The sequence below is a fragment of the Pseudomonas sp. CFBP 13727 genome (genome assembly GCF_014841915.1).
Lineage (GTDB): Bacteria > Pseudomonadota > Gammaproteobacteria > Pseudomonadales > Pseudomonadaceae > Aquipseudomonas > Aquipseudomonas baltica.
The window spans coordinates 1454593-1475457 of sequence record NZ_JACYUT010000001.1; the positions used below are offsets into that span (position 1 = coordinate 1454593).

The following is a 20865-nucleotide window of genomic DNA, read 5'->3' on the forward strand; positions in this document are numbered from 1 at the left end:
TTATGCCCGCTGCAGGGCCTCGTGCTCCTACAGGCTCAGGTACACCTCGTCGCAAGGCGCCTTGATCTCCCTACGCAGAATGCCGATCACCTCGCGTCCGGCAGCTTCATCGGCCTTCTGCCGTTCCACGCCATCGAAGCGCTGCTCCACGGTTTTCAGATGCGCCGTGGTGTATTGATCGCGGGGCGAGCGAAGCTCTCGGTAGTGAAAATGCGCGTACCACAACGGCGTTCCCGTGGTGTCGGCAATCAGGTATTCCTCGAGGAAACCCGACGAGCGCTTGAGCTTGCTGCGCCCGCCCACGCGGCTGATGCGCACGGCCTGCTCGCGGTAGAGGTAGTCGACCCGCGCAGCCGTGGGCGCCTGGCGCTTGATCATGTGGATACGAATCAGCCTGCCGTCCTTGACGAGTTGCCCGGCCTTGTCGCGGAACAACTGGGCGCGGCCATGGGCCGACGCGTGCTGGCTGGTGGCCTGGTCTACCGCATTGTGCCGGGTGAGCTGCTGTTCGACGGCGTCGGCGCTGTCGTCAAGCTGGCGAGCGTAGAGGGTGAGTTGATCTTCGACCTCGCCTGGCAGGTAGTCTTTTTCGGCCTGTTTCCAGGCTTGCTTAAGCGCACTGTCGGCGCCCTGCAGCAACCGGTTGCCGCGACGAACCGCGGCATTGACCGACGTCGCCACTGCACGTGGCCGGGGCGCAGGCGCCACATCAAGCTGACGCCAGTTGCCTTCGGCCAGGTCCTTGCCGAAGGAGGCGACGACCTTTTTCTCGATCGGGTCGATGACATCGATGATGTCGCTGTCCGAGGGTTTGAGCTTGGGCCGTCGCTGGCCGACCACCAGGCCTCGACGGTGGGTCATGTACAGGTTTTTGTGGCGCACCTGCTGGCGCTGCTTGCGGGTCATCCTGAGCTGCTCGCGAACCAGTGGCACCAGCGACGCCTGCGCATCGTCGCGCAGCTCGGCGATCAGCGCGGCCAGGCGGTCGAACGCCGGACGATGCAACTGCTCTCCCAGCAGCTCGCCATGCAGGGTCAGTGCCTGCTGGGCCGCTTCATACTGCAAGTCCAGGCTGTTGAGCACTTCGACGCGGTCATTGAGGTTGTAGCTGGCGCTCTCCTCGAGGGCTGCATGGGTTTGCGCGGCCAACCGCACGGGCCCGGCCACCGACTCCATGATCCGCTCGGCTTCCTGCAACGCAGGGATCTTGCGGATGCAGGTCAGTGCCAGACCGTCGACCAGCAGACCGATCCAGCGCTGTATCGACAACTCCTGTATCCAGTCCACCTTGAGCTTTTTCAGGGCGGCCTCGCCTTCGAGGGGCATACGCTGAAGCTGGCGTTTCCAATCGGCCAGCTCCTTGCTCAGCTGTATCTGTTTATCCATCACCTCGGTGCTGTCGGCCACGAAGTCGAAGAACGCGGCGGACTGCGCGGTATCGAGATCCGAGGCGTCGAGTGTCGCCGGCAGCCGGTCGGCCTGGTCCCGATACGCGATGCTCTTGTAGCGCAGATTGACGATCTCCTCCTGGGCCAGTTCACACAGTTGGAACAGCGCCCCGGCCTGCTCCTTCGAACGATCGGCATAGGGGTCCAGTTCACTGAGTTTCTTGCTGGCACGCAGCACCGTGCGCAAGGCCCCGAGGTAGCTTTCGGTGGCCTCGCTCAGGGCCTCGCGCAGACCGGTCAGACGTTCGCTGTCCCCGGCCTGCATGGCACGTCCAAGCTTGCCGAGCACCCGGTCGACACGTTGGTGCAAGCCTGCACGCTGCTGGTTGAAAGCCACGACTTCAGCGTTGTAGGACACCATCAGCGCCTGGTTGCTGGCACGCAAGGCCGCGATGCGACGCTTGGGCCCGCCGCCGCGCAAACGCAGGCGCAGGTCCAGGCGCCAGCGCCCCACTTCGTCTCGCGCCAGCCAGGGCCCCGGGCGCTGTGGGCGTTTGCCGTCGACGATGCGCAACTGGTCTTCGTCGGCAGCCACCTCATAGAAGTGGCCGTCCAGGGCCAGCAACCAACGCTCGCCGTCCAACTGCAGGCCTTGATAGCGACCGTGCGCCAACGGCGGCGTCATGCTTGGCCCCGGTGTGGTGCGATAGGCTGCCAGAGCCTTGATCTGATCAGTGCCGAGCCGATGTTGCGCACTCGTCCAGGAAAAGCTCAGCGTGCCTTCGGAGTGGGCGATGGCATCGCGCGGTGCCGCCCAGGTACTGCGGACCGGCGCAGTGTTCTGCCGGCCTGCCGCAGGCTGGCCGAAACCTCGACCGGTCGGCGTCTGCCCAGCGTCATGGGCCAGCAGGACCAAGGCGATGTTGAACAGCAGGTCGAACATCTGATCATCGACCGCGGCAGAATCCCCCGCAGCCTGCGCAATCAGCGTGACGTTCGTCGCGGCCATCGCCTGCACCAGCCAGCCCGCCGTGGCCAGCGGTCCGGGGAGGACCGGCAACAAGGCGTTGAACAGCGTCCAGCCGAGCGCCTGAAACCCGATCCAGCGACTTTCCTCGCTGGACACCGATCGACGGTCCGCGACGTTGATCAAGGCCTGTACGTTGCTGCGGTACAGGTGCTCGAGCAACGGTGGGGCGATGTCTGTGAGTTGCAGCGCTGCGGGGGCCGGCGTGCTGATCGGGGCGAAATCCGAACCCTGCGCGAAACGCAGCAGATGCGGCTCGCGAAAGCCGCCGCTGGCATAGCGCGCACGAGCGCCCTCGCCCAACCAGTCCAGTACGCTGCGCTGCAGATCGCCCGGTTCGCTGATCGCGGCCATGAGCGCGGCAGCGCTGGTGTATTGGCTCAAGCAAGGTTTGAACAAGGGTCGGTAGAGCACCTGCACTCCGCTGCCGTCCAATGCACCGAATACATACATGTTGCACACGGCATCGACGTTCATGCCCGGTGCCGGCAGGAAACCCAGGCTGCGAAGGCCGATACGATGCCCGTCGACATCCAGGTCACCCAAGCCATTCATGACCTGTTCGACATACAGCCATCCCCGTTCGGTAAAGCCGTGCTCACCGCGGATGGTGTTCTCCAACGCCAGCAACGGCAACTGATAGGCCAGTTGCCGGGTGAACAGCTCTTGGCGACGTGGGGCCTGCACGGGGTCTTCGAGCAGTTGCCGATTCAGCAGCTTCAGGTAACGCCCGCCTACATCGGCGCGGGTTACCAGGGCTTCGATGGTGGCGGTATCGACCCAGTCCGGCAGCAACGCACCCGCGCGCGGCTTGATCAGCAGGTGCCCGCGGGGGCGGCCCGACAGGTTGAACAGAGCCAGTTCGGCGAGGCTGATCTGTTGATCTTCCAGGGCCATGTCGCCGGCATTGACCAGACTCAATTGCGCATTGGGCACGGTGAGAATGTGCACTTGAACGTCGTCGAGGTCGGCCAGCGGCTGGCCGGGATGGTCGGCTTCTATCTGTTCGACCAGGGTCGTCCGGGCAAAGGATTCAAGCGTGGGTATGGCATCGAGGAACGATGCGCCTTTCTGCTCATCGCGCACCATCGCCAACGCCGCCAGGTACAGGGAGAACGCGCGACGCTGGGTCAGACTGGCAGCTCGGAGCCACTGCGGCAGTGCACTGTGAAGCGCCTGGAGCCGGGCGCGTTCCTGGGCTGTGTCGAGGTCGAACAGGCTGGTGATGCTTTCGCAGCCCTCCGTCAGCGCTCGAGTGCCCAGGCGTTGTTGCTGGCAATAGACGCCCAGGGTCTGCAAGGCATTGAGTTGCTGCTCGAGAATCGCCTGCGCCTGAGCTTCGAAGATATCGCCGTCAGGTGTATACAGGGCCAATTCCAAGGCCGAGCCGGTGAATTCGCGGCCCATGTGACCCGCGAAGGCATCCGCCAGCGCCTGCAGGTTGGCAAAGCCCTCCAAGCCGTTGACGGGGGTGTAGAGCAGCACGACCTCGCGCCCCTGCAAGCCGAGGCGACGGCGGATGACCAGCGCGTGGGTCAGCTCGGCTTCCCGCTGCAGGCCGGCACCCGTCGCATGCACGCGGATCAGGCTGGCCTGAATCGGGTCACCTTCATGCCTGGCGCGCAGGCTGGCGGTGGGCATCGCCGCCAGCAACGAGGCCGCCGCCAGTTGCTCGCTGTCCAGGCGTCCGGCAGCTTTGTCCCGCTCGATACTGGCCTTCAGACGCGACTGCAGCGCCAAGGCCAGCCAGTGCCAGCGATCGCTGCCGTCTGCCTGGACCTGGTCCCAGTAATCGCACAGTGCCTGGCTGTAGGCGGTAATGATCTGCGGGCCCCACTCGTTGACGATGCCCTGCACCTGCACCAACGCCACCGGCAGGGCCGACGGAGGCGAGCCCAGCGGCTCATGTGCGAGCAGGTGATAGCCTTGAATCAGCCGGAGCTGCTGGGTATGGATGTAACGGTCGATCAGCACATCGATCAGCGCCAGCCGACGGTAGCGCTGGGCCTCATGCACAGCCGGGGCATCGGGCCTGGCCTGGGTGGCCAGCGGTTCGAGCAGCTGCAGGCGGTCGACGTCCAGTGCCAGGTCGGGGTACCGCGCCGAGAGCTCGCTGGCGAGGATATTGCTGGCGACCTGGCGCAGGGTGGGCCGAGAGCAGAAATGTTTGCTCACGCTGCTGGCCAGTGGCGCAGCCTTGGCCACTTCGCCACTCAGGGAAAGGAGTTCAAGCATGGGTCGGTCCTTCGAGACAAATGAGCGCCTAGCAGGCGCTACCTTTGGCCTCGAAGGGTGGTAGACAGATAAGGCAGGTCAAATGGCGGAATTGAGCTGCAGAAGCGGGCGCTGCCCGCTCCTGCAGGTTCAGTACCCCAAGAGGCTTAGATCGCCCCGCGGCTGCGCAGCAGATCGAGCACCTGCTTGACGCCTTCATCGACCGACGAGGCCTGGGTGTCGATCACCAGATCGGCATTCAGCGGCACGTCATACGGGAAGGACTCGCCGGGGATGTTGTCCTGGTCGGCGGCGTACAGGCCCTGTGGATCGCGTTCGCGGCAGACCAGAGGCGAGGCCTGGACGTAGACGGTCACCAGCCGATCGGCACCGATCAGGTCGCGTGCCTGCTCGCGGCCGGCGGCGTCCGGCGCAACGAAGGCGGCCAGAGTCACCAGGCCTGCTTCGTTGAACTGCCGCGCCACGTGAGCGGCACGGCGCCAGTTCTCGGTGCGCCCGGCGCGGTCCTGTGGCAGCCCCTTGTTCAGGTCATGTCGCAGGTTCTGCCCATCGAGCACGAATACCGCACGGCCCATGTCGAACAGTCTGCGTTCCACGGCGTAGGCCAAGGTGCTCTTGCCCGCACCCGAAAGACCGCTGAACAGCACGGTCGCCGGTTGCTGGCCGAAGCGCTGGGCGCGCTCGTCGGTGGTCACATGGGCGGAGCGACCATGAACCTTGCCACCCTGGCTGACGGCGGCCGGCGCGATGATCATGCCGGCGCCGACGGTGCCGTTGGTGAGGCGGTCGATGATGATGAACGCACCGGTGGTGCGGTTGCTGTCGTAACCGTCCAGAGCGATGGCGCTGTCCAGCGACACTTTGACCTTGCCGATCTCGTTGAGCTGCAGCGCGCTGCCCGGCCCTTCGGCCAGGGTGTTCACGTCGACCTTGTGGACGATGCTGGCGATCGAGCCCGGCACGTAGCTGGTGGCCCGCTTGATGTCGTATTTCTTGCCGGGCAGCATCGGCTCTTCGGCCATCCACACCAGCATGGCCTCGAAGCTGTCGGAGACGGTCGGCACATTGGCGGCATGCACCAGCAGATCGCCGCGAGAGATGTCGATCTCGTCTTCCATGGTCAGGGTGACCGCCTGGCCAGGGCCGGCGTGTTCCAGCTCACCTTCGAAGGTGACGATGGACTTCACCCGGCTGCTTTTGCCCGACGGCAGGACGACCACTTCATCGCCCTTGTGCACGATACCGCTGGCCAGGGTACCGGCGAAGCCGCGGAAGTTCAGGTTCGGCCGGTTGACGTACTGCACCGGGAAGCGCAGGTCGTCGAAGTTGCGATCGGCCGCGACTTCCACGGTTTCGAGGATTTCCATCAGCGTCTGGCCGGTATACCACGGCGACTGCTCGCTGCGGTTGACCACGTTGTCGCCCTTGAGCGCCGACATCGGCACGAAGGCCAATGTGGTTGGCTGCAGGCTGATGGCCTCGGCGAACTTCAGGTAGTCGGCCTTGATCTGCTCGAACACGCCCTCATCGAAGCCCTTTAGGTCCATCTTGTTGATGGCCACGACGATGTGCTTGATGCCCAGCAGGGACGCGATGTAGCTGTGTCGACGGGTCTGGGTCTGCACACCGTAGCGGGCATCGACCAGGATGATCGCCAGGTCGCAGGTGGACGCGCCGGTGGCCATGTTGCGCGTGTACTGCTCGTGGCCCGGGGTGTCGGCAATGATGAACTTGCGCTTGGCCGTGGAAAAGTAACGGTAGGCGACATCGATGGTGATGCCCTGCTCGCGCTCGGCCTGCAGGCCGTCGACCAGCAACGCCAGGTCGACTTCTTCACCCGTGGTGCCGGATTTCTTCGAGTCGCGGGTGATAGCTTCCAGATGATCTTCGTAGATCATCTTGGAGTCGTGCAGCAGGCGCCCGATCAGGGTGCTCTTACCGTCGTCGACGTTGCCGCAGGTAAGGAAGCGCAGCAGTTCCTTGCGTTCGTGCTGAGCAAGGTAGGCGAGGATGTCCTCGCTGATCAATTCGGATTGGTGCGACATGTTCTGACCCTGCTCTAGAAATAGCCCTGACGTTTCTTGTCTTCCATGGAACCGGCGCCATCATGATCGATGACACGGCCCTGGCGCTCGGACGTTCGCGTCAGGAGCATTTCCTGAATGATGTCGGTGAGGCTCTGCGCCTCGGACTCCACCGCGCCCGTCAACGGGTAGCAGCCAAGGGTACGGAAACGCACTTTCTTCTTGACGATGCTGGCCTTCTCTTCCTCGCTGAGGTGCTCGAGAATGCGCTCGTCGTCGATCATGATCAGCGTGCCGTTCTTCTCGATCACTTCGCGTTCGGCGGCGAAGTACAGCGGCACGATCGGGATGCCTTCCAGGTAGATGTACTGCCAGATGTCGAGCTCGGTCCAGTTCGACAAGGGGAATACGCGGATCGATTCGCCCTTGTTGACCTTGCCGTTGTAGACGTTCCACAACTCCGGACGCTGGTTCTTCGGGTCCCAGCGATGCTTGCTGTCACGGAACGAGTAGACCCGCTCCTTGGCCCGCGACTTCTCTTCGTCACGGCGCGCACCGCCGAAGGCGGCGTCGAAGCCATACTTGTCCAGCGCCTGCTTGAGGCCCTGGGTCTTCATGATGTCGGTGTGCTTGGAACTGCCGTGGGTGAAGGGGTTGATGCCCTGCGCCACACCTTCGGGATTGACGTGTACCAGCAGGTCCAGGCCCAGCTCCTCGACCATGCGGTCGCGGAACTTGTACATCTCCTGGAACTTCCACTGGGTGTCGACGTGCATCACCGGGAACGGCAGCTTGCCGGGGAAGAAGGCCTTGCGCGCCAGATGCAGCATCACGGCCGAGTCCTTGCCGATGGAATACAACATCACCGGGTTATCGAACTCAGCGGCCACCTCACGAATGATGTGGATGCTTTCCGCCTCCAGCTGTTTCAGATGCGTCAGTTTGTCGACCATGGCTACTCACGGAATACAGTCTTTATGGACGGCCTGCGGGCCGTGTTCGAGCCGGGCACTTTAACACGGCGTCCGGTTTGGTCATCGGGGGTGGTTAGATCGAAGGGGTATATCAATATACCTCGTGGTTTGGAGGGTTTCGTGTTTGGCGGGCACAGGCTCGCCGGCCGCCTCGATCTCACAGGCACTGCTCCCACGAGATCACTCGGATCACTGTGGGAGCGAGCTCTGCCCGCGAATCAGGCACCACCGTCCAACGATCAGACAGGATTGGGGCAGTCGATGAACACATGCTCGAGCGCGAAGCGCCGCGCCAGGTACTCACCCAGCGCCTGCACACCGTAGCGTTCGGTGGCGTGATGGCCGGCGGCGATGAAGCTGATGTCGTTCTCGCGGGCACTGTGAACGGTCTGTTCGGAAGCCTCGCCGCTGATGAACAGGTCCACACCGGCCGCGATCGCCCGGTCGATGTAACCCTGGCCGCCGCCGGTGCACCAGCCGACGCGGCGAATCTTTTCGCTGCCTTCGATCAGCAACGGTTCGCGGCCCAGCACTTCCTGCACGCGACGGGCGAAGTCGCGCGGATGCATGGGCTCGGGCAATGAACCGATCAGCCCCACGACCCGGCTGTCCGCCGGATCCAGCGGCCCTTCCACGGTGATTTCCAACTTCCGCGCCAGCTGCACGTTGTTGCCCACTTCGGCGTGCAGATCCAGCGGCAGGTGGTAGGCCAGCAAGCTGATATCGTGTTTGAGCAAGGTCTTCAGCCGCCGCTGTTTCATGCCGACCACGCAGGGGTTTTCGCCCTTCCAGAAATAACCATGGTGCACCAGCACCAGATCGGCCCTGGCATCCACCGCGGCATCGAGCAACGCCTGGCTAGCCGTCACGCCACTGACGATGCGCATGACCTGCGGGCGACCTTCCACCTGCAAACCATTGGGGCAGTAATCCTGGATCTTCGTGCTGCTCAGGTAACGGTCGGCTTCTTCGACCAACGTGTTCAGTGCCACAGCCATGAAAGTCTCCACAAAGGCAGTTCAGCGCGGCGCGAGCGCCCGTATAATGCCGGCCATTATGGCGCCCCTGCGCGCCGAAGAAACAGCCCCCCGCTACCCTTCAGGATCGTTCCCATGTTCAAGGCCTTGCGCTTCTTCGGTTGGCCACTGTTGACCGGCATATTGATCGCCCTGCTGGTGATCCTGCGCTTTCCGCAATGGGTCGGCCTGCCCAGCCAGGACGTCAACCTGCAGCAGGCGCCGCAAAGCGCCAGCGTCATCCAGGGTCCGGTGTCCTACGCCGACGCCGTAGCCATTGCAGCACCGGCCGTGGCCAACCTGTACACCACCAAGGCGGTCAACAAAGGTGCCCACCCGCTGTTCGAAGATCCACAGTTCCGGCGTTTCTTCGGCGACAACCTGCCCAAGCAGCGGCGCTGGGAGTCGAGTCTGGGCTCGGCGGTGATCATGAGCCCCGAAGGCTACCTGCTCACCAACAACCATGTGACAGCTGGCGCCGACCAGATCGTGGTGGCCCTGAAAGACGGCCGGGAGACCCTGGCCCGGGTAATCGGCAGCGATCCGGAGACCGACCTGGCGGTGCTCAAGATCGATCTGAAGAACGTTCCAGCAATCACCATCGGCCGCTCCGACGGCATCCGTATCGGCGACGTCGCGCTGGCCATCGGTAACCCGTTCGGCGTCGGCCAGACCGTGACCATGGGCATCATCAGTGCCACCGGCCGCAACCAGCTGGGCCTCAATACCTACGAAGACTTCATCCAGACCGATGCGGCGATCAACCCCGGCAACTCCGGCGGCGCGCTGGTGGATGCCAACGGCAACCTGACCGGTATCAACACGGCCATCTTCTCCAAGTCCGGCGGCTCGCAAGGCATCGGCTTCGCAATCCCGACCAAGCTGGCGCTGGAGGTGATGAAGTCGATCATCGAACATGGCCAGGTGATCCGCGGCTGGTTGGGCATCGAAGTACAACCGATGACCGAGGAGCTGGCCGAGTCGTTCGGCATCAAGGATCGGCCAGGCATCGTCGTCGCCGGAGTGTTTCAGGGCGGCCCGGCCCACAAGGCCGGCCTGCAGTTGGGCGATGTCATCCTGAGCATCAATGGCGAGCCGGCCGGCGATGGTCGCCGCTCGATGAACCAAGTCGCCCGCACCAAGCCCGGCGACCGGATCGCCATCCAGGTGATGCGCAAGGGCAAGGAACTCACCCTCAACGCCGAAGTGGGCCTGCGCCCCCCACCAGCGCCGGCGGCGGTGAAGAAGGAGGAGAAGTAGGGATGCAGTGAAAAACGGATGGCGGTTGGCTATCGCATGCAAGCTCGGTCACGTCATTTCTATCAGATGTAACACACCTATACACGCTCGAAGTTTTTATTCGCGCAGAAGTATCGAACGTCATACTCATGATTATTACGCTCACCTGATAATTATCTTGGCCGCCCGGCGTTTAGCGAAAAGCCCACTGCGGTCTGAAAATACAAGATCACTCCTGTTTTGCTTGTAAAAAGATAGTTACCCAGGAACATGCAATCGTAGCTAGCCTGTTTTCTTGCCACACACACGGAGAAAATGGATCATGACTAACATAACGCCTACGACCACACCTCTGGCGCTGCCAGGAAATCTGTTACAGAACGCAGAGTTCGAACAAGGTTTCACCCACTGGATCACGGACGACAAAGGGGACCCCGCCAACTGCACCTCTTCACCGCCTGGCGCGATTCTGGTCAATCAGGCCAGCATCAGGCAGGGAGTGACCATAGAAGCGAGAGCCAAACAGTACACGTTCAGAATGATTGCCTTGGCGTTAAATAGCTCATCAAAGGCTACCCAAGCAGTGGCTGAAGTCGGCCGTGTCGTCATCAAGGAAAACGATATAGAGGTGGCAAGCTTCTACCTGAGGACAGGCGCGTTCGTATACGAGCTCGAACATGTAACCCAACCGGCGACGACTCATCTGGAAGTCGTAATCAGCTCTGAAGCAAGCACCCCTGTACAGTTCTGGAGTCCCAGCCTCGTCGATGACTTTCCCAATCCCGACGAACTCATCAAGGATAGCCACTTCGAGCGTCCGAATACGGACTGGAGAGGAGGGGGCGAGTGGCAGCACGGCGGCGTGCAACTGGCCAACGGCCAACGCGTCAGCCAGTTGGTCACTCGCATCGAACCTGGCAGTCATTACGTGATTACCTATACGGTGATGCCCTTCATCAATCCTATAGGCGAGGAGGAAAACTTCGCCTTCGGCGCGATATCGGGCAGTGGTGGGGTCCCCAACACAGATATCACGTCCAGTGAGTCGATAGCGCCAATACCCTTCACGGCTACTCAGAACACCTTGTCAATCACACTTACGGGGCCTCGTATCCGTTTCGGGTCATTCTCCTTGAAAAAACGCTAGGCGATGAACACACTGCCGGCAGCACTCAGGTCTTGTGCGAAGCATTAGCCGGCTGACAACTTATCCTGCTGTCCCGCGCCCTATACCGGCAGTCTAACCGACCAGGGAAGTCTGCCGGTCAAGCGGCTTGTTCAGCCCAGCCGCTTTTATCTTCTTGCTCACAGGGCATCCAGCAACGCCTGGTTCTGTTCCGAAGTACCGATGCTGATGCGCAGGAATTGCGCGATGCGTTCCTGCTTGAAATGGCGCACGATCACGCCCTTTTCGCGCAAGCGGGCGGCAATGGCTGCAGCGTCCTGTTCGGGGTGGCGGGCGAAGATGAAGTTGGCTGCCGAGGGCAGTACCTCGAATCCATGTTCATTCAGCCCTTGCACCAGTTTTTCGCGACTGGCGATCACCTTGGCGCAGGTGTCTTCGAAGTAGGCCTTGTCGGCAAACGCTGCGGCGGCGCCGGCGACCGCCACTCGGTCGATCGGATAGGAGTTGAAGCTGTTCTTGATGCGCTCCAACGCTTCGATCAGGTCCGGGTGGCCGACCGCGAGCCCTACCCGCAGGCCGGCCAGCGAACGGGATTTGGAGACAGTCTGGGTGACGAGCAGGTTCGGATAGCGATCGACCAGGGTGATCGCGGTTTCACCGCCGAAATCGACGTAGGCTTCATCCACCACCACCACCGAGTCCGGGCTGGCCTGAACAATCTGCTCGACCGCGTCGAGCGGCAACAGGCAGCCAGTGGGTGCGTTCGGGTTGGGGAAGATGATCCCGGCGTTGGGCCTGGCGTAGTCTTGTGGCCGGATCTGGAATTGCTCGTCCAGCGGCACCGCCTCGAAGGCAATACCGTACAAGCCGCAATAGACCGGATAGAAGCTGTAGCTGATGTCCGGGAACAACAGCGGCTGGTCATGCTGGAACAGGCCGTGGAAGATGTGCGCCAGCACTTCGTCCGAGCCGTTGCCAAGGAACACCTGGTTGGTTTGCACCCCGTAATAGTCCGCCACGGCTTGCTTGAGCAGGTCGCTGTTGGGATCCGGGTACAAACGCAGGGCGTCACCCAGCTCGGCGCGCATGGCCTCGATCGCCTTGGGCGATGGGCCGTAGGGGTTCTCGTTGGTGTTGAGCTTGACCAGGTTGGCAACCTTGGGCTGCTCGCCGGGCACATAGGGCACCAGGTTCTTGACGAAGGGACTCCAGAATCTGCTCATGCTCATTCCCCTTTTGCCAGATCGGGTTGGATACGGTATTCGGCGCTGCGGGCGTGTGCGCTCAGGGACTCGCCGCGAGCCAGCACGGAAGCGGTCTTGCCCAGCTCGGAAGCGCCCTGCTCCGAGCAGAAGATGATCGACGAACGCTTCTGGAAATCGTAGACACCCAAAGGCGACGAAAAACGCGCGGTGCCCGAAGTCGGCAGCACGTGGTTGGGGCCGGCGCAGTAGTCGCCCAGCGCTTCGCTGGTGTGACGCCCCATGAAGATGGCACCCGCATGGCGGATCTGCGGCAGCCAGGCCTGCGGGTCTTCGACCGACAACTCCAGGTGTTCCGGGGCAATTCGGTTGGCCACCTCGATCGCCTGCTGCATGTCCCGGACCTTGATCAGCGCGCCCCGGCCATTGATCGAGGTACTGATGATCTCGGCGCGTTCCATGGTCGGTAGCAACTTGTCGATACTGGCCGCGACCTTGTCGAGGAACTCGGCATCGGGGCTGACCAGAATGGCCTGGGCGTCTTCGTCATGTTCGGCCTGGGAGAACAAGTCCATGGCGATCCAGTCCGGATCGGTGCCGCCGTCGCAGACCACCAGAATTTCCGAGGGGCCAGCGATCATGTCGATACCGACCTGGCCGAACACATGGCGCTTGGCAGTCGCCACGTAGATATTGCCGGGGCCCACGACCTTGTCCACGCGCGGCACGCTTTCGGTGCCATAGGCCAGGGCCGCAACGGCCTGGGCGCCGCCGATAGTGAACACTCGGTCGACGCCGGCAATGCAGGCCGCTGCCAACACCAGCTCGTTGACCTCGCCTCGGGGCGTGGGCACGACCATGACCACCTCGGTAACGCCCGCCACTTTTGCCGGAATGGCGTTCATCAATACCGATGACGGGTAGGAGGCCTTGCCGCCGGGCACGTACAGGCCGGCGCGGTCCAGTGGTGTGACCTTCTGGCCGAGCACCGTGCCGTCGGCTTCGGTGTAGCTCCAGGAATCCTGCTTCTGCTTCTCATGGTAGAGACGCACCCGCTCGGCGGCGGTTTCCAGAGCGTTGCGCTGCACATCGGTAATGCGTGTGAGGGCCAGTTCGAGACGCTCGCGCGGCAGGATCAGGTCGGCCATCGAGGCGACCTGCAGGCCATCGAAGCGCTCGGTGAATTCGACCAGCGCGGCGTCGCCCCGCTCGCGCACGGCCTTGATGATGTCCAGCACGCGCTGATTGACCGAGTCATCTGACACACTTTCCCAGCTCAACAGATGGTCCAGATGGCGGGCGAAGTCCGGATCAGTGGCATCGAGTCGGCGAATAGCAGTGGAAACGGTCATGGCGGGCCTCAAATAATGGCAATTGCTCAAGCGCCGATAGATTACCAATCGATCCACATGGGCACTTGAGTTATTTGGCTATGATGCGGATAGACGGGTGCAGGTTGCAGACCTGCGCAGGTGCATCAGTCGCGGTGTCGCGACTCCACTGCCTTGCGCAGGGTGTCGATCAACGCCTGGATGCGGGCGTGCTGCATCTTCATGGAGGCTTTGTTCACCACCAGCCGGGAGCTGATGTGGGCGATCAGTTCCTGGGGCTCCAGGCCGTTGGCACGCAGGGTATTGCCGGTGTCGACCACGTCGATGATCTTGTCGGCCAGGCCCACCAGTGGCGCCAGTTCCATGGAACCGTAGAGCTTGATGATATCGACCTGGCGGCCCTGCTCGGCATAGTAGCGCTTGGCAACGTTGACGAACTTGGTGGCCACACGCAGCCGACCGGTTGGCTCGGCCGCGCCGATGGCGCCGGCCGTCATGAGCTTGCACTGGGCGATCTGCAGATCGAGGGGCTCGTACAGGCCCTGGCCGCTGTATTCGAGCAGGACGTCCTTGCCGGCGACACCCAGGTCGGCGGCACCATGCTCGACGTAGGTCGGCACGTCGGTGGCGCGCACGATCAGCAGGCGTACATCGTCCTGGGTCGTGGGAATGATCAGCTTGCGGCTCTTGTCCGGGTTCTCGGTGGGCACGATGCCCGCCTCGGCCAGGAGCGGCAATGTATCGTCAAGAATGCGGCCTTTGGACAGCGCAATGGTCAACATGGGAAACGTCAGTCCTTACAGGAAAGTTTCTGGCAACGACCGGGCGCATCCCTGCGCCCTGCACGCACATCAGCCCGGTACGCGACGGATCTTGGCGCCCAGCATCTGCAGTTTTTCTTCGATGCACTCGTAGCCACGGTCGATGTGGTAGATGCGGTCGATCAAGGTGTCGCCTTCGGCGGTAAGCGCCGAAATCACCAGGCTCGCCGACGCCCGCAGGTCGGTCGCCATGACCGGTGCGCCCTTGAGCTTCTCGGTGCCGGTGACGATGGCCGTGTTGCCCTCGACCTGAATCTGCGCGCCCATGCGATGCATCTCGTAGACGTGCATGAAACGGTTTTCGAAGATCGTCTCGATGACCGCGCCAGTGCCTTCGGCAATGGCATTGAGCGAAATGAACTGCGCCTGCATGTCGGTGGGGAACGCCGGGTACGGCGCGGTCCGCACGTTGACCGCCTTGGGCCGCTTGCCATGCATGTTCAGTTCGATCCAGTCGGCGCCGGTGGTGATCTCGGCGCCCGCCTCGCGAAGCTTTTCCAGCACGGCTTCGAGAATGGTCGGATCGGTGTCCTTGACCTTGACCCGGCCGCCTGTGCAGGCGGCGGCCACCAGGTAGGTACCGGTCTCGATGCGATCGGGCATGACCTTGTAGGTCGCCGAGTGCAGGCGCTTCACACCATCGATGGTGATGGTGTCGGTGCCGGCGCCTTGGACGTTGCCGCCCATGGCATTGATGAAGTTGGCCAGATCGACCACTTCCGGCTCGCGCGCGGCGTTCTGCAGGACGCTGCGGCCATTGGCCAAGGCTGCGGCCATCATGATGTTCTCGGTACCGGTCACACTGACCGTGTCGAAGAAGAAGTTGGCGCCGCGCAGGCCACCTTCCGGCGCCTTGGCCTTGATGTAGCCGGCTTCCACGTCGATGACCGCACCCATGGCTTCGAGGCCGCGGATGTGCAGGTCGACCGGACGCGAGCCGATCGCGCAACCACCGGGCAGCGCCACTTCCGCTTCGCCGAAGCGAGCGACCATCGGGCCCAGCACCAGGATCGAGGCGCGCATGGTCTTGACCAGCTCGTACGGTGCAACCAGTGTCTTGATGGTGCGCGGATCGATCTCGACCGCCAGCTTCTCGTCGATCACCGGCTCGATGCCCATGCGACCGAACAGCTCGATCATGGTGGTGATGTCGTGCAGGTGCGGCAGGTTGGCAACCGTTACCGGCCCATCGGCCAGCAGGGTGGCAGCCAGAATCGGCAGAGCGGAGTTTTTCGCTCCGGAAATGCGAATTTCGCCATCAAGGCGAACGCCGCCAGTAATAATCAGTTTGTCCATTGGAGTCTCGACGCGGAATGGCTCAGGAACGCTCAGCCCAGGCTGCGCTGCTGAAGAATTTCATGGTGATCGCATGGATGCTGCCATCGGCGATCCATGGGTTCAAATGAGCATAGATCTGTTGCTGGCGCTTGACCGGGCTAAGCGCGGTCAGCTCGTCACTGATCACGTTCAGCTGGAAATTGCAGCCTTCGCCCTCGACTTCCACCTGCACTCCCGGCAGCTTGGATTCAAGGAAACCCTTCACTTCTACAGCCTGCATGCTCAACCTCGATCGGCGCCCTGTGCGCGCGGGTCGGCCATCATACAAAAAAGCCCCCCGACTGCGAACCCCGTATCGACGGGATCAGGCCAGAGGACCTCGATGAGGGCCGCTCAAATCTGTGAAAAGAATTCGCTCATGCCGGTGACCTGAGCGATCTGACGCATATCGTGGGGCAGTGCCTGGACCCGCACGGTCTTGCCGGCCGCCTCGGCATCGCGCATGAAGCCCAGCAGCAGGGACAAGCCGACGCTGCTGGATTTCTCGACCGCAGTGCAGTCAATGACCAGCGCCGTGGCCGGGCTGGACTGGATCAATGCCTGCCCCTGCTTGCGCAGGGCGGCGCCGGAGCGGTAGTCCAGCACGCCGGCCAGACTGAGCTGATCGCCGGCCAGTTCGACGCGAGCCTGATCCATCACTGGGCGCTCGTCGGGGCAGCTTTGTCGGTGACTTCCTTGGCCTTGGCGACTTCGCCCGCCCAACCGTCGATGGTCTTGTCCAGGTCGTTGCCGTTGCGCTGCATGCTGTCGGCGAACTGGTCGCGGAACAGCTTGCCGATGTTGATGCCATTGATGATGACGTTACGCACCTTCCACTCGTTGTTCAGGTTTTCCAGGGTGTAGGAAACCGGATACACCGCTCCGCCAGTGCCCTTGACCTGCATGTCGACGCTGGTACGAGTGCCACTTTCATCCTTGGCCGGGCCAACGGTGATGCCCTGGTTGTTGTATTCGAGCAACGCGTTGCCATAGAACTGCATCAGGCTGCGCTTGAAATTTTCCTGGAAACGCGTTTTCTGCGCCGGTGTTGCCCGGTTCGCGTACTTCACGGTCATGATGCTGCGCGATATGCCTTCGGCATCGACGACTGGACCGACGATGGAATTCAACGCGTCGTAGAAAGCCTGAGGGTTGCTGCGGTAGGTTTCACGGTTCTTTTCCAGATCCGACAGCAGCCGGTCGGTGACGCCCTGTACCACCTGATGTGCGGATACCGCAGGGGCTGCGTTGGCCCACATCGGTAGCAGAGCCACCAGAACCAGCAGGCTGCGTCGCATGATCGAAAACATGGATAACTCCTTATTTGGCATCTTTGCTGACTGTGTTGAGCAGGAACTTGCCGATCAGGTCTTCGAGCACCAGGGACGACTGGGTGTCGTGGATGGTACCGCCGTCGGTGAGCAAAGCTTCCTCGCCACCCACGCTGATACCAATGTACTTCTCGCCCAGCAGGCCCGCGGTCAGGATGGAAGCAGTGGAGTCAGTGGGCAGATTGTCCACTTTCTTGTCCAGCTGCAGGGTCACCCGGCCAGTGAAGGTGTCGCGATCCAGATCGATAGCCGTGACCTTGCCGATGGTCACACCGGCCATGGTCACCTTCGCTCTGACAGTCAAACCGGCGATATTGTCGAAATAGGCATAAAGTTTGTAGCTCTCGGTGTTCGCGCTGGTGGACAGACCACTGACACGCAAGGCCAACAGCAGCAAAGCCAGGATGCCGGCCAGAAGGAACAGGCCGACTCCGACTTCCATTGATCGGTTTTGCATCAGAAATCTCCAAACATCAGGGCGGTCAGAATAAAGTCCAGGCCCAGGACGGCCAGCGACGCGTAGACCACGGTCTTGGTGGTAGCGCGGCTGATGCCCTCGGACGTGGGTTCACAGTCATAACCCTGGAACACGGCGATCCAGGTGACGACGAAAGCGAATACCAGGCTCTTGATCACACCGTTGAGCACGTCATCGGTGAAGCTCACGCTGTTCTGCATGTTGGCCCAGAACGATCCTTCATAGACGCCCAGCCAATCGACGGCGACCCAGGATCCACCCCAGATACCGACGACGCTGAAAATCATCGCCAGCAACGGCAGGGAAATGAAACCGGCCCACAGCCTTGGCGCAACGATGTACTTGAGCGGGTCGACGCCGATCATCTCCAGGCTCGACAACTGCTCGGTCGACTTCATGTTGCCGATCTCGGCCGTCAATGCAGAACCTGCACGACCGGCGAACAATAGAGCGGTGACCACAGGTCCGAGTTCACGCAGCAATGTCAGCGCGACCATTTGCCCGACCGCCTGCTCCGACCCGTACTTGGCCAGAATGCTGAAGCCCTGCAGCGCCAGCACCATGCCGATGAACACGCCGGACACGACGATGATCAGCAGGGACATGACGCCCACCGAATACAATTGCTTGATCAGCAGCTGGAAGCCGCCACCGATGCCGCCGCGGCCCACCAGCGCGTGGCCGAGGAACAGCCCGGAACGCCCCAGGATGCCGACCATGTCGATGGCCGAGCGGCCAAACAGGCGCACGCGTTCCATGATTGATTTCTTGCGCATCAACGCTTCCCCAGCAGATCGGCGCGGTAGTCGGGCGCGGAAAAATGAAAAGGCACGGGGCCGTCGGGATCGCCCTTCATGAATTGGCGGACGCGCGGATTGTCCGACCCCATCAAGGCTTCTGGCGTGCCATGACCAAGCACCTGGCCATCACCCACGACATAGATGTAGTCGGCGATGCTCGCGGTTTCCGCCAGGTCGTGGGACACCACGATGCTGGTGATACCCAGGGCGTCGTTGAGCAGGCGGATCAGCCGCACCAGTACGCCCATGGCGATCGGGTCCTGACCGACGAACGGCTCGTCGTACATCAATATCTGCGGGTCCATGGCGATGGCGCGGGCCAGCGCGACCCGGCGCTTCATGCCCCCGGACAGTTCGTCCGGCATCAGTTCGATGGCACCGCGCAGGCCAACGGCCTGCAACTTCATCAGAACGATGTCGCGGATCATGTCTTCGGGCAGGTCGGTGTGCACGCGCAGCGGGAAGGCCACGTTTTCGAACACGTCCAGGTCGGTGAACAGCGCGCCGCTCTGGAACAGCACGCCCATGTGCTTGCGCGCATCGAACAGATCGCTGCGCGAGAGTTTGGGCAGGTTCTGGCCATTGACCCACACTTCGCCGCCGCTGGGCCGCAGTTGCGCGCCCATCAAACGCAGGAGCGTGGTCTTGCCGCTACCTGAAGGCCCCATGATACCGGTGACCTTGCCGCGAGGAATGCGGATATCGACGTCGTTGAAAATGCTCCGCGCACCGCGCTTGAAGGAAACCCCTTTCAGCTCGACCGCGTAGGCGCTATCGGCACTCATTTAAACTCCTTGCAGTGCAACCTTACCCTCGGACGCTCATCTTCTGACCGAAGACACTTGGCGCGGACAGGCCGAACAAGCGGCGAACTATAGCATTGCAGACACGTGCCGCCCAAGATTGATCCATTGGCGAAACGTACCATCGATTTACCGGGGCCGCGAAATAGGCAGGTGAGTCGCACGTCCATTCCCGCTATAATCGCCGCCTTTTCACCGGGCCTACCGATTTTCGCCATGAGCCAGACCAGCGACCTGATCCAATCCGCGCACCGCACCATACGTCTCGAAATCGAAGCGGTAGAGGGCCTGCTTGCCCACATCGACGCCGATTTCGTGCGCGCCTGCGAATTGATCCTCGAAAGCAACGGCCGCGTGATCGTGCTGGGCATGGGCAAGTCCGGCCATATCGGCAACAAGATCGCCGCGACCCTGGCCAGCACCGGCACCCCGGCGTTCTTCGTGCATCCTGCCGAGGCCAGCCATGGCGACATGGGCATGATCACTCGCCAGGACATCATCCTGGCCCTGTCCAACTCCGGTTCGACAGCGGAGATCGTCACTTTGCTGCCTTTGATAAAACGCATGGGCATTCCGCTGATCAGCATGACCGGCAACCCCGACTCACCCCTGGCCCAGGCTGCCGAGGTCAATCTCGACGCGCGCGTCGCCCAGGAGGCCTGCCCGCTGAACCTGGCGCCGACCTCCTCCACCACCGCTACCCTGGTGCTGGGCGATGCGCTGGCCATTGCCCTGCTCGAGGCGCGCGGCTTCACGGCCGAAGACTTCGCCTTCTCCCATCCCGGCGGAGCGCTGGGCCGACGCCTGCTGCTCAAGGTTGAGCACGTGATGCACACCGGCACTGCGCTGCCACAGGTGGCGCGCGGTACGCTGCTGCGCGATGCCCTGATGGAAATGACCCGCAAGGGCCTGGGCATGACCGCCATCCTGGAAGCCGATGGCCGCCTCGCCGGGATCTTCACCGACGGCGATCTGCGGCGCACATTGGATCGCACCATCGATGTCCACAGCACTCGAATCGAAGACGTCATGACTTCCCACGGCAAGACGGCTCGCGCCGACATGCTGGCTGCCGAGGCGCTGAAGATCATGGAAGACAACAAGATCAACTCACTGATCGTGGTTGACGATCAAGACTGTCCGGTAGGCGCCTTCAACCTTGGCGATCTGCTGCGCGCGGGAGTCATGTAATGACCGAGAATGGTGCAATGCCCGAGACTGGCAGCAACGACCTCCTGCAGCGAGGCAAGGCCATCAAGCTGGCCGTATTCGACGTTGACGGCGTACTGACCGATGGCCGCCTGTATTTCCTGGAAGACGGCAGCGAGTTCAAAAGCTTCAGCACGCTGGATGGTCAGGGCATCAAGATGCTCATCAACAGTGGCGTGACCACGGCCATCATCACCGGTCGCAAGAGCCCGGTGGTGGAGCGGCGTGCCAAAAACCTGGGCATCGCCCACCTCTTTCAGGGCCGTGAAGACAAACTCGTGGTGCTCGACGGACTGCTCGCCGAACTCGGCCTGAGCTATGAACATGTGGCTTACCTGGGCGACGACCTGCCTGACCTGCCGGTGATTCGCCGGGTGGGCCTGGGCATGGCAGTGGCCAATGCCAATGCCTTCGTGCGCCAGCATGCCGACGGTGTGACCCAGGCCAGTGGCGGCTTCGGGGCGGCACGCGAGTTCTGCGAGCTGATCCTCGATGCCCAGGGCAATCTCGAAGCGGCCCGCGCCGCCTACCTGTAGGGCCTGAC

At 62.3% G+C, this 20865-nt stretch carries 18 protein-coding genes; 4 read left to right on the plus strand and 14 right to left on the minus strand.

From position 1 onward, the window contains the following. Positions 1-27: 27 nt before the first annotated feature. The 4 genes from IFT76_RS06480 to IFT76_RS06495 form a co-directional block, all read right to left on the minus strand. Positions 28-4650, minus strand: coding sequence for a hypothetical protein (locus IFT76_RS06480; protein ID WP_192057674.1), 4623 nt, complete (start codon positions 4648-4650; stop codon positions 28-30). 146 nt (positions 4651-4796) lie between these two features. After that, a complete protein-coding gene (gene cysN / locus IFT76_RS06485; RefSeq protein WP_185794041.1) occupies positions 4797-6695 on the minus strand; it encodes a sulfate adenylyltransferase subunit CysN in 1899 nt (632 codons plus the stop codon). 14 nt (positions 6696-6709) lie between these two features. Further along, entirely contained in the window at positions 6710-7627 is a 918-nt protein-coding gene (gene cysD, locus IFT76_RS06490; RefSeq protein ID WP_122479489.1) for a sulfate adenylyltransferase subunit CysD, read from the minus strand. 260 nt (positions 7628-7887) lie between these two features. After that, the gene (locus IFT76_RS06495) at positions 7888-8646 is read right to left on the minus strand and encodes a Nif3-like dinuclear metal center hexameric protein (RefSeq protein ID WP_192057675.1); all 759 of its coding nucleotides are present in this window, start codon (positions 8644-8646) and stop codon (positions 7888-7890) included. A gap of 114 nt (positions 8647-8760) precedes the next feature. On the opposite strand from IFT76_RS06495, the gene algW reads away from it, so the two are divergent. Both algW and IFT76_RS06505 read left to right on the plus strand, forming a co-directional pair. Continuing rightward, entirely contained in the window at positions 8761-9924 is a 1164-nt protein-coding gene (gene algW, locus IFT76_RS06500; protein ID WP_122479491.1) for a Do family serine endopeptidase AlgW, read from the plus strand. Between the two features lie 301 nt (positions 9925-10225). Further along, positions 10226-11050, plus strand: a complete 825-nt coding sequence (locus IFT76_RS06505; protein ID WP_192057676.1) for a hypothetical protein — start codon at positions 10226-10228, stop codon at positions 11048-11050. Between the two features lie 158 nt (positions 11051-11208). Here the strand turns inward: IFT76_RS06505 and hisC are convergent, their stop codons facing one another. The 10 genes from hisC to IFT76_RS06555 form a co-directional block, all read right to left on the minus strand. Further along, on the minus strand, positions 11209-12252 hold the full coding sequence (gene hisC, locus IFT76_RS06510) for a histidinol-phosphate transaminase (RefSeq protein WP_192057677.1): 1044 nt from the start codon (positions 12250-12252) through the stop codon (positions 11209-11211). A 2-nt stretch (positions 12253-12254) separates the two neighbouring features. Next, the gene (hisD, locus tag IFT76_RS06515) at positions 12255-13583 is read right to left on the minus strand and encodes a histidinol dehydrogenase (protein ID WP_192057678.1); all 1329 of its coding nucleotides are present in this window, start codon (positions 13581-13583) and stop codon (positions 12255-12257) included. A gap of 125 nt (positions 13584-13708) precedes the next feature. Continuing rightward, on the minus strand, positions 13709-14344 hold the full coding sequence (gene hisG, locus IFT76_RS06520; RefSeq protein WP_185794044.1) for an ATP phosphoribosyltransferase: 636 nt from the start codon (positions 14342-14344) through the stop codon (positions 13709-13711). Positions 14345-14413: 69 nt separating this feature from the next. Next, the gene (gene murA, locus IFT76_RS06525) at positions 14414-15679 is read right to left on the minus strand and encodes a UDP-N-acetylglucosamine 1-carboxyvinyltransferase (protein ID WP_122479496.1); all 1266 of its coding nucleotides are present in this window, start codon (positions 15677-15679) and stop codon (positions 14414-14416) included. A 22-nt stretch (positions 15680-15701) separates the two neighbouring features. Next, positions 15702-15941 (minus strand): BolA family protein, encoded by a 240-nt coding sequence (locus IFT76_RS06530; RefSeq protein ID WP_043186744.1) that lies wholly within the window; start codon positions 15939-15941, stop codon positions 15702-15704. A 113-nt stretch (positions 15942-16054) separates the two neighbouring features. Further along, entirely contained in the window at positions 16055-16357 is a 303-nt protein-coding gene (locus IFT76_RS06535) for an STAS domain-containing protein (RefSeq protein WP_122713625.1), read from the minus strand. Next, the gene (locus IFT76_RS06540; protein WP_122479497.1) at positions 16357-17010 is read right to left on the minus strand and encodes an MlaC/ttg2D family ABC transporter substrate-binding protein; all 654 of its coding nucleotides are present in this window, start codon (positions 17008-17010) and stop codon (positions 16357-16359) included. The genes IFT76_RS06535 and IFT76_RS06540 overlap by 1 nt, the downstream gene beginning before the upstream one ends. Positions 17011-17020: 10 nt before the next feature. Then, the gene (gene mlaD, locus IFT76_RS06545; protein ID WP_043186734.1) at positions 17021-17488 is read right to left on the minus strand and encodes an outer membrane lipid asymmetry maintenance protein MlaD; all 468 of its coding nucleotides are present in this window, start codon (positions 17486-17488) and stop codon (positions 17021-17023) included. Next, on the minus strand, positions 17488-18285 hold the full coding sequence (mlaE, locus tag IFT76_RS06550) for a lipid asymmetry maintenance ABC transporter permease subunit MlaE (RefSeq protein ID WP_043186730.1): 798 nt from the start codon (positions 18283-18285) through the stop codon (positions 17488-17490). The genes mlaD and mlaE overlap by 1 nt, the downstream gene beginning before the upstream one ends. Beyond that, on the minus strand, positions 18285-19094 hold the full coding sequence (locus tag IFT76_RS06555) for an ATP-binding cassette domain-containing protein (protein ID WP_122479498.1): 810 nt from the start codon (positions 19092-19094) through the stop codon (positions 18285-18287). Before IFT76_RS06555 ends, mlaE begins: the two co-directional genes overlap by 1 nt. 234 nt (positions 19095-19328) lie before the next feature. On the opposite strand from IFT76_RS06555, the gene IFT76_RS06560 reads away from it, so the two are divergent. Further along, positions 19329-20303: a KpsF/GutQ family sugar-phosphate isomerase gene (locus IFT76_RS06560; protein ID WP_122479499.1), complete on the plus strand. Its 975-nt coding sequence runs from the start codon at positions 19329-19331 to the stop codon at positions 20301-20303. Between the two features lie 17 nt (positions 20304-20320). Further along, positions 20321-20857, plus strand: coding sequence for a KdsC family phosphatase (locus IFT76_RS06565; protein WP_185794211.1), 537 nt, complete (start codon positions 20321-20323; stop codon positions 20855-20857). Positions 20858-20865 lie beyond the last annotated feature (8 nt).

Excerpts from the sequence above, each read along its gene's own strand:
- IFT76_RS06480 (WP_192057674.1), bottom strand. The coding sequence starts at position 4,650 with ATGCTTGAACTCCTTTCCCTGAGTGGCGAAGTGGCCAAGGCTGCGCCA.
- IFT76_RS06530 (WP_043186744.1), bottom strand. The coding sequence starts at position 15,941 with ATGCAGGCTGTAGAAGTGAAGGGTTTCCTTGAATCCAAGCTGCCGGGA.
- IFT76_RS06505 (WP_192057676.1), top strand. The coding sequence starts at position 10,226 with ATGACTAACATAACGCCTACGACCACACCTCTGGCGCTGCCAGGAAAT.
- hisG (WP_185794044.1), bottom strand. The coding sequence starts at position 14,344 with ATGTTGACCATTGCGCTGTCCAAAGGCCGCATTCTTGACGATACATTG.
- mlaE (WP_043186730.1), bottom strand. The coding sequence starts at position 18,285 with ATGCGCAAGAAATCAATCATGGAACGCGTGCGCCTGTTTGGCCGCTCG.
- IFT76_RS06495 (WP_192057675.1), bottom strand. The coding sequence starts at position 8,646 with ATGGCTGTGGCACTGAACACGTTGGTCGAAGAAGCCGACCGTTACCTG.
- IFT76_RS06560 (WP_122479499.1), top strand. The coding sequence starts at position 19,329 with ATGAGCCAGACCAGCGACCTGATCCAATCCGCGCACCGCACCATACGT.
- algW (WP_122479491.1), top strand. The coding sequence starts at position 8,761 with ATGTTCAAGGCCTTGCGCTTCTTCGGTTGGCCACTGTTGACCGGCATA.
- IFT76_RS06540 (WP_122479497.1), bottom strand. The coding sequence starts at position 17,010 with ATGTTTTCGATCATGCGACGCAGCCTGCTGGTTCTGGTGGCTCTGCTA.
- IFT76_RS06535 (WP_122713625.1), bottom strand. The coding sequence starts at position 16,357 with ATGGATCAGGCTCGCGTCGAACTGGCCGGCGATCAGCTCAGTCTGGCC.
- cysD (WP_122479489.1), bottom strand. The coding sequence starts at position 7,627 with ATGGTCGACAAACTGACGCATCTGAAACAGCTGGAGGCGGAAAGCATC.
- hisC (WP_192057677.1), bottom strand. The coding sequence starts at position 12,252 with ATGAGCAGATTCTGGAGTCCCTTCGTCAAGAACCTGGTGCCCTATGTG.
- murA (WP_122479496.1), bottom strand. The coding sequence starts at position 15,679 with ATGGACAAACTGATTATTACTGGCGGCGTTCGCCTTGATGGCGAAATT.
- IFT76_RS06565 (WP_185794211.1), top strand. The coding sequence starts at position 20,321 with ATGCCCGAGACTGGCAGCAACGACCTCCTGCAGCGAGGCAAGGCCATC.
- hisD (WP_192057678.1), bottom strand. The coding sequence starts at position 13,583 with ATGACCGTTTCCACTGCTATTCGCCGACTCGATGCCACTGATCCGGAC.
- mlaD (WP_043186734.1), bottom strand. The coding sequence starts at position 17,488 with ATGCAAAACCGATCAATGGAAGTCGGAGTCGGCCTGTTCCTTCTGGCC.
- IFT76_RS06555 (WP_122479498.1), bottom strand. The coding sequence starts at position 19,094 with ATGAGTGCCGATAGCGCCTACGCGGTCGAGCTGAAAGGGGTTTCCTTC.
- cysN (WP_185794041.1), bottom strand. The coding sequence starts at position 6,695 with ATGTCGCACCAATCCGAATTGATCAGCGAGGACATCCTCGCCTACCTT.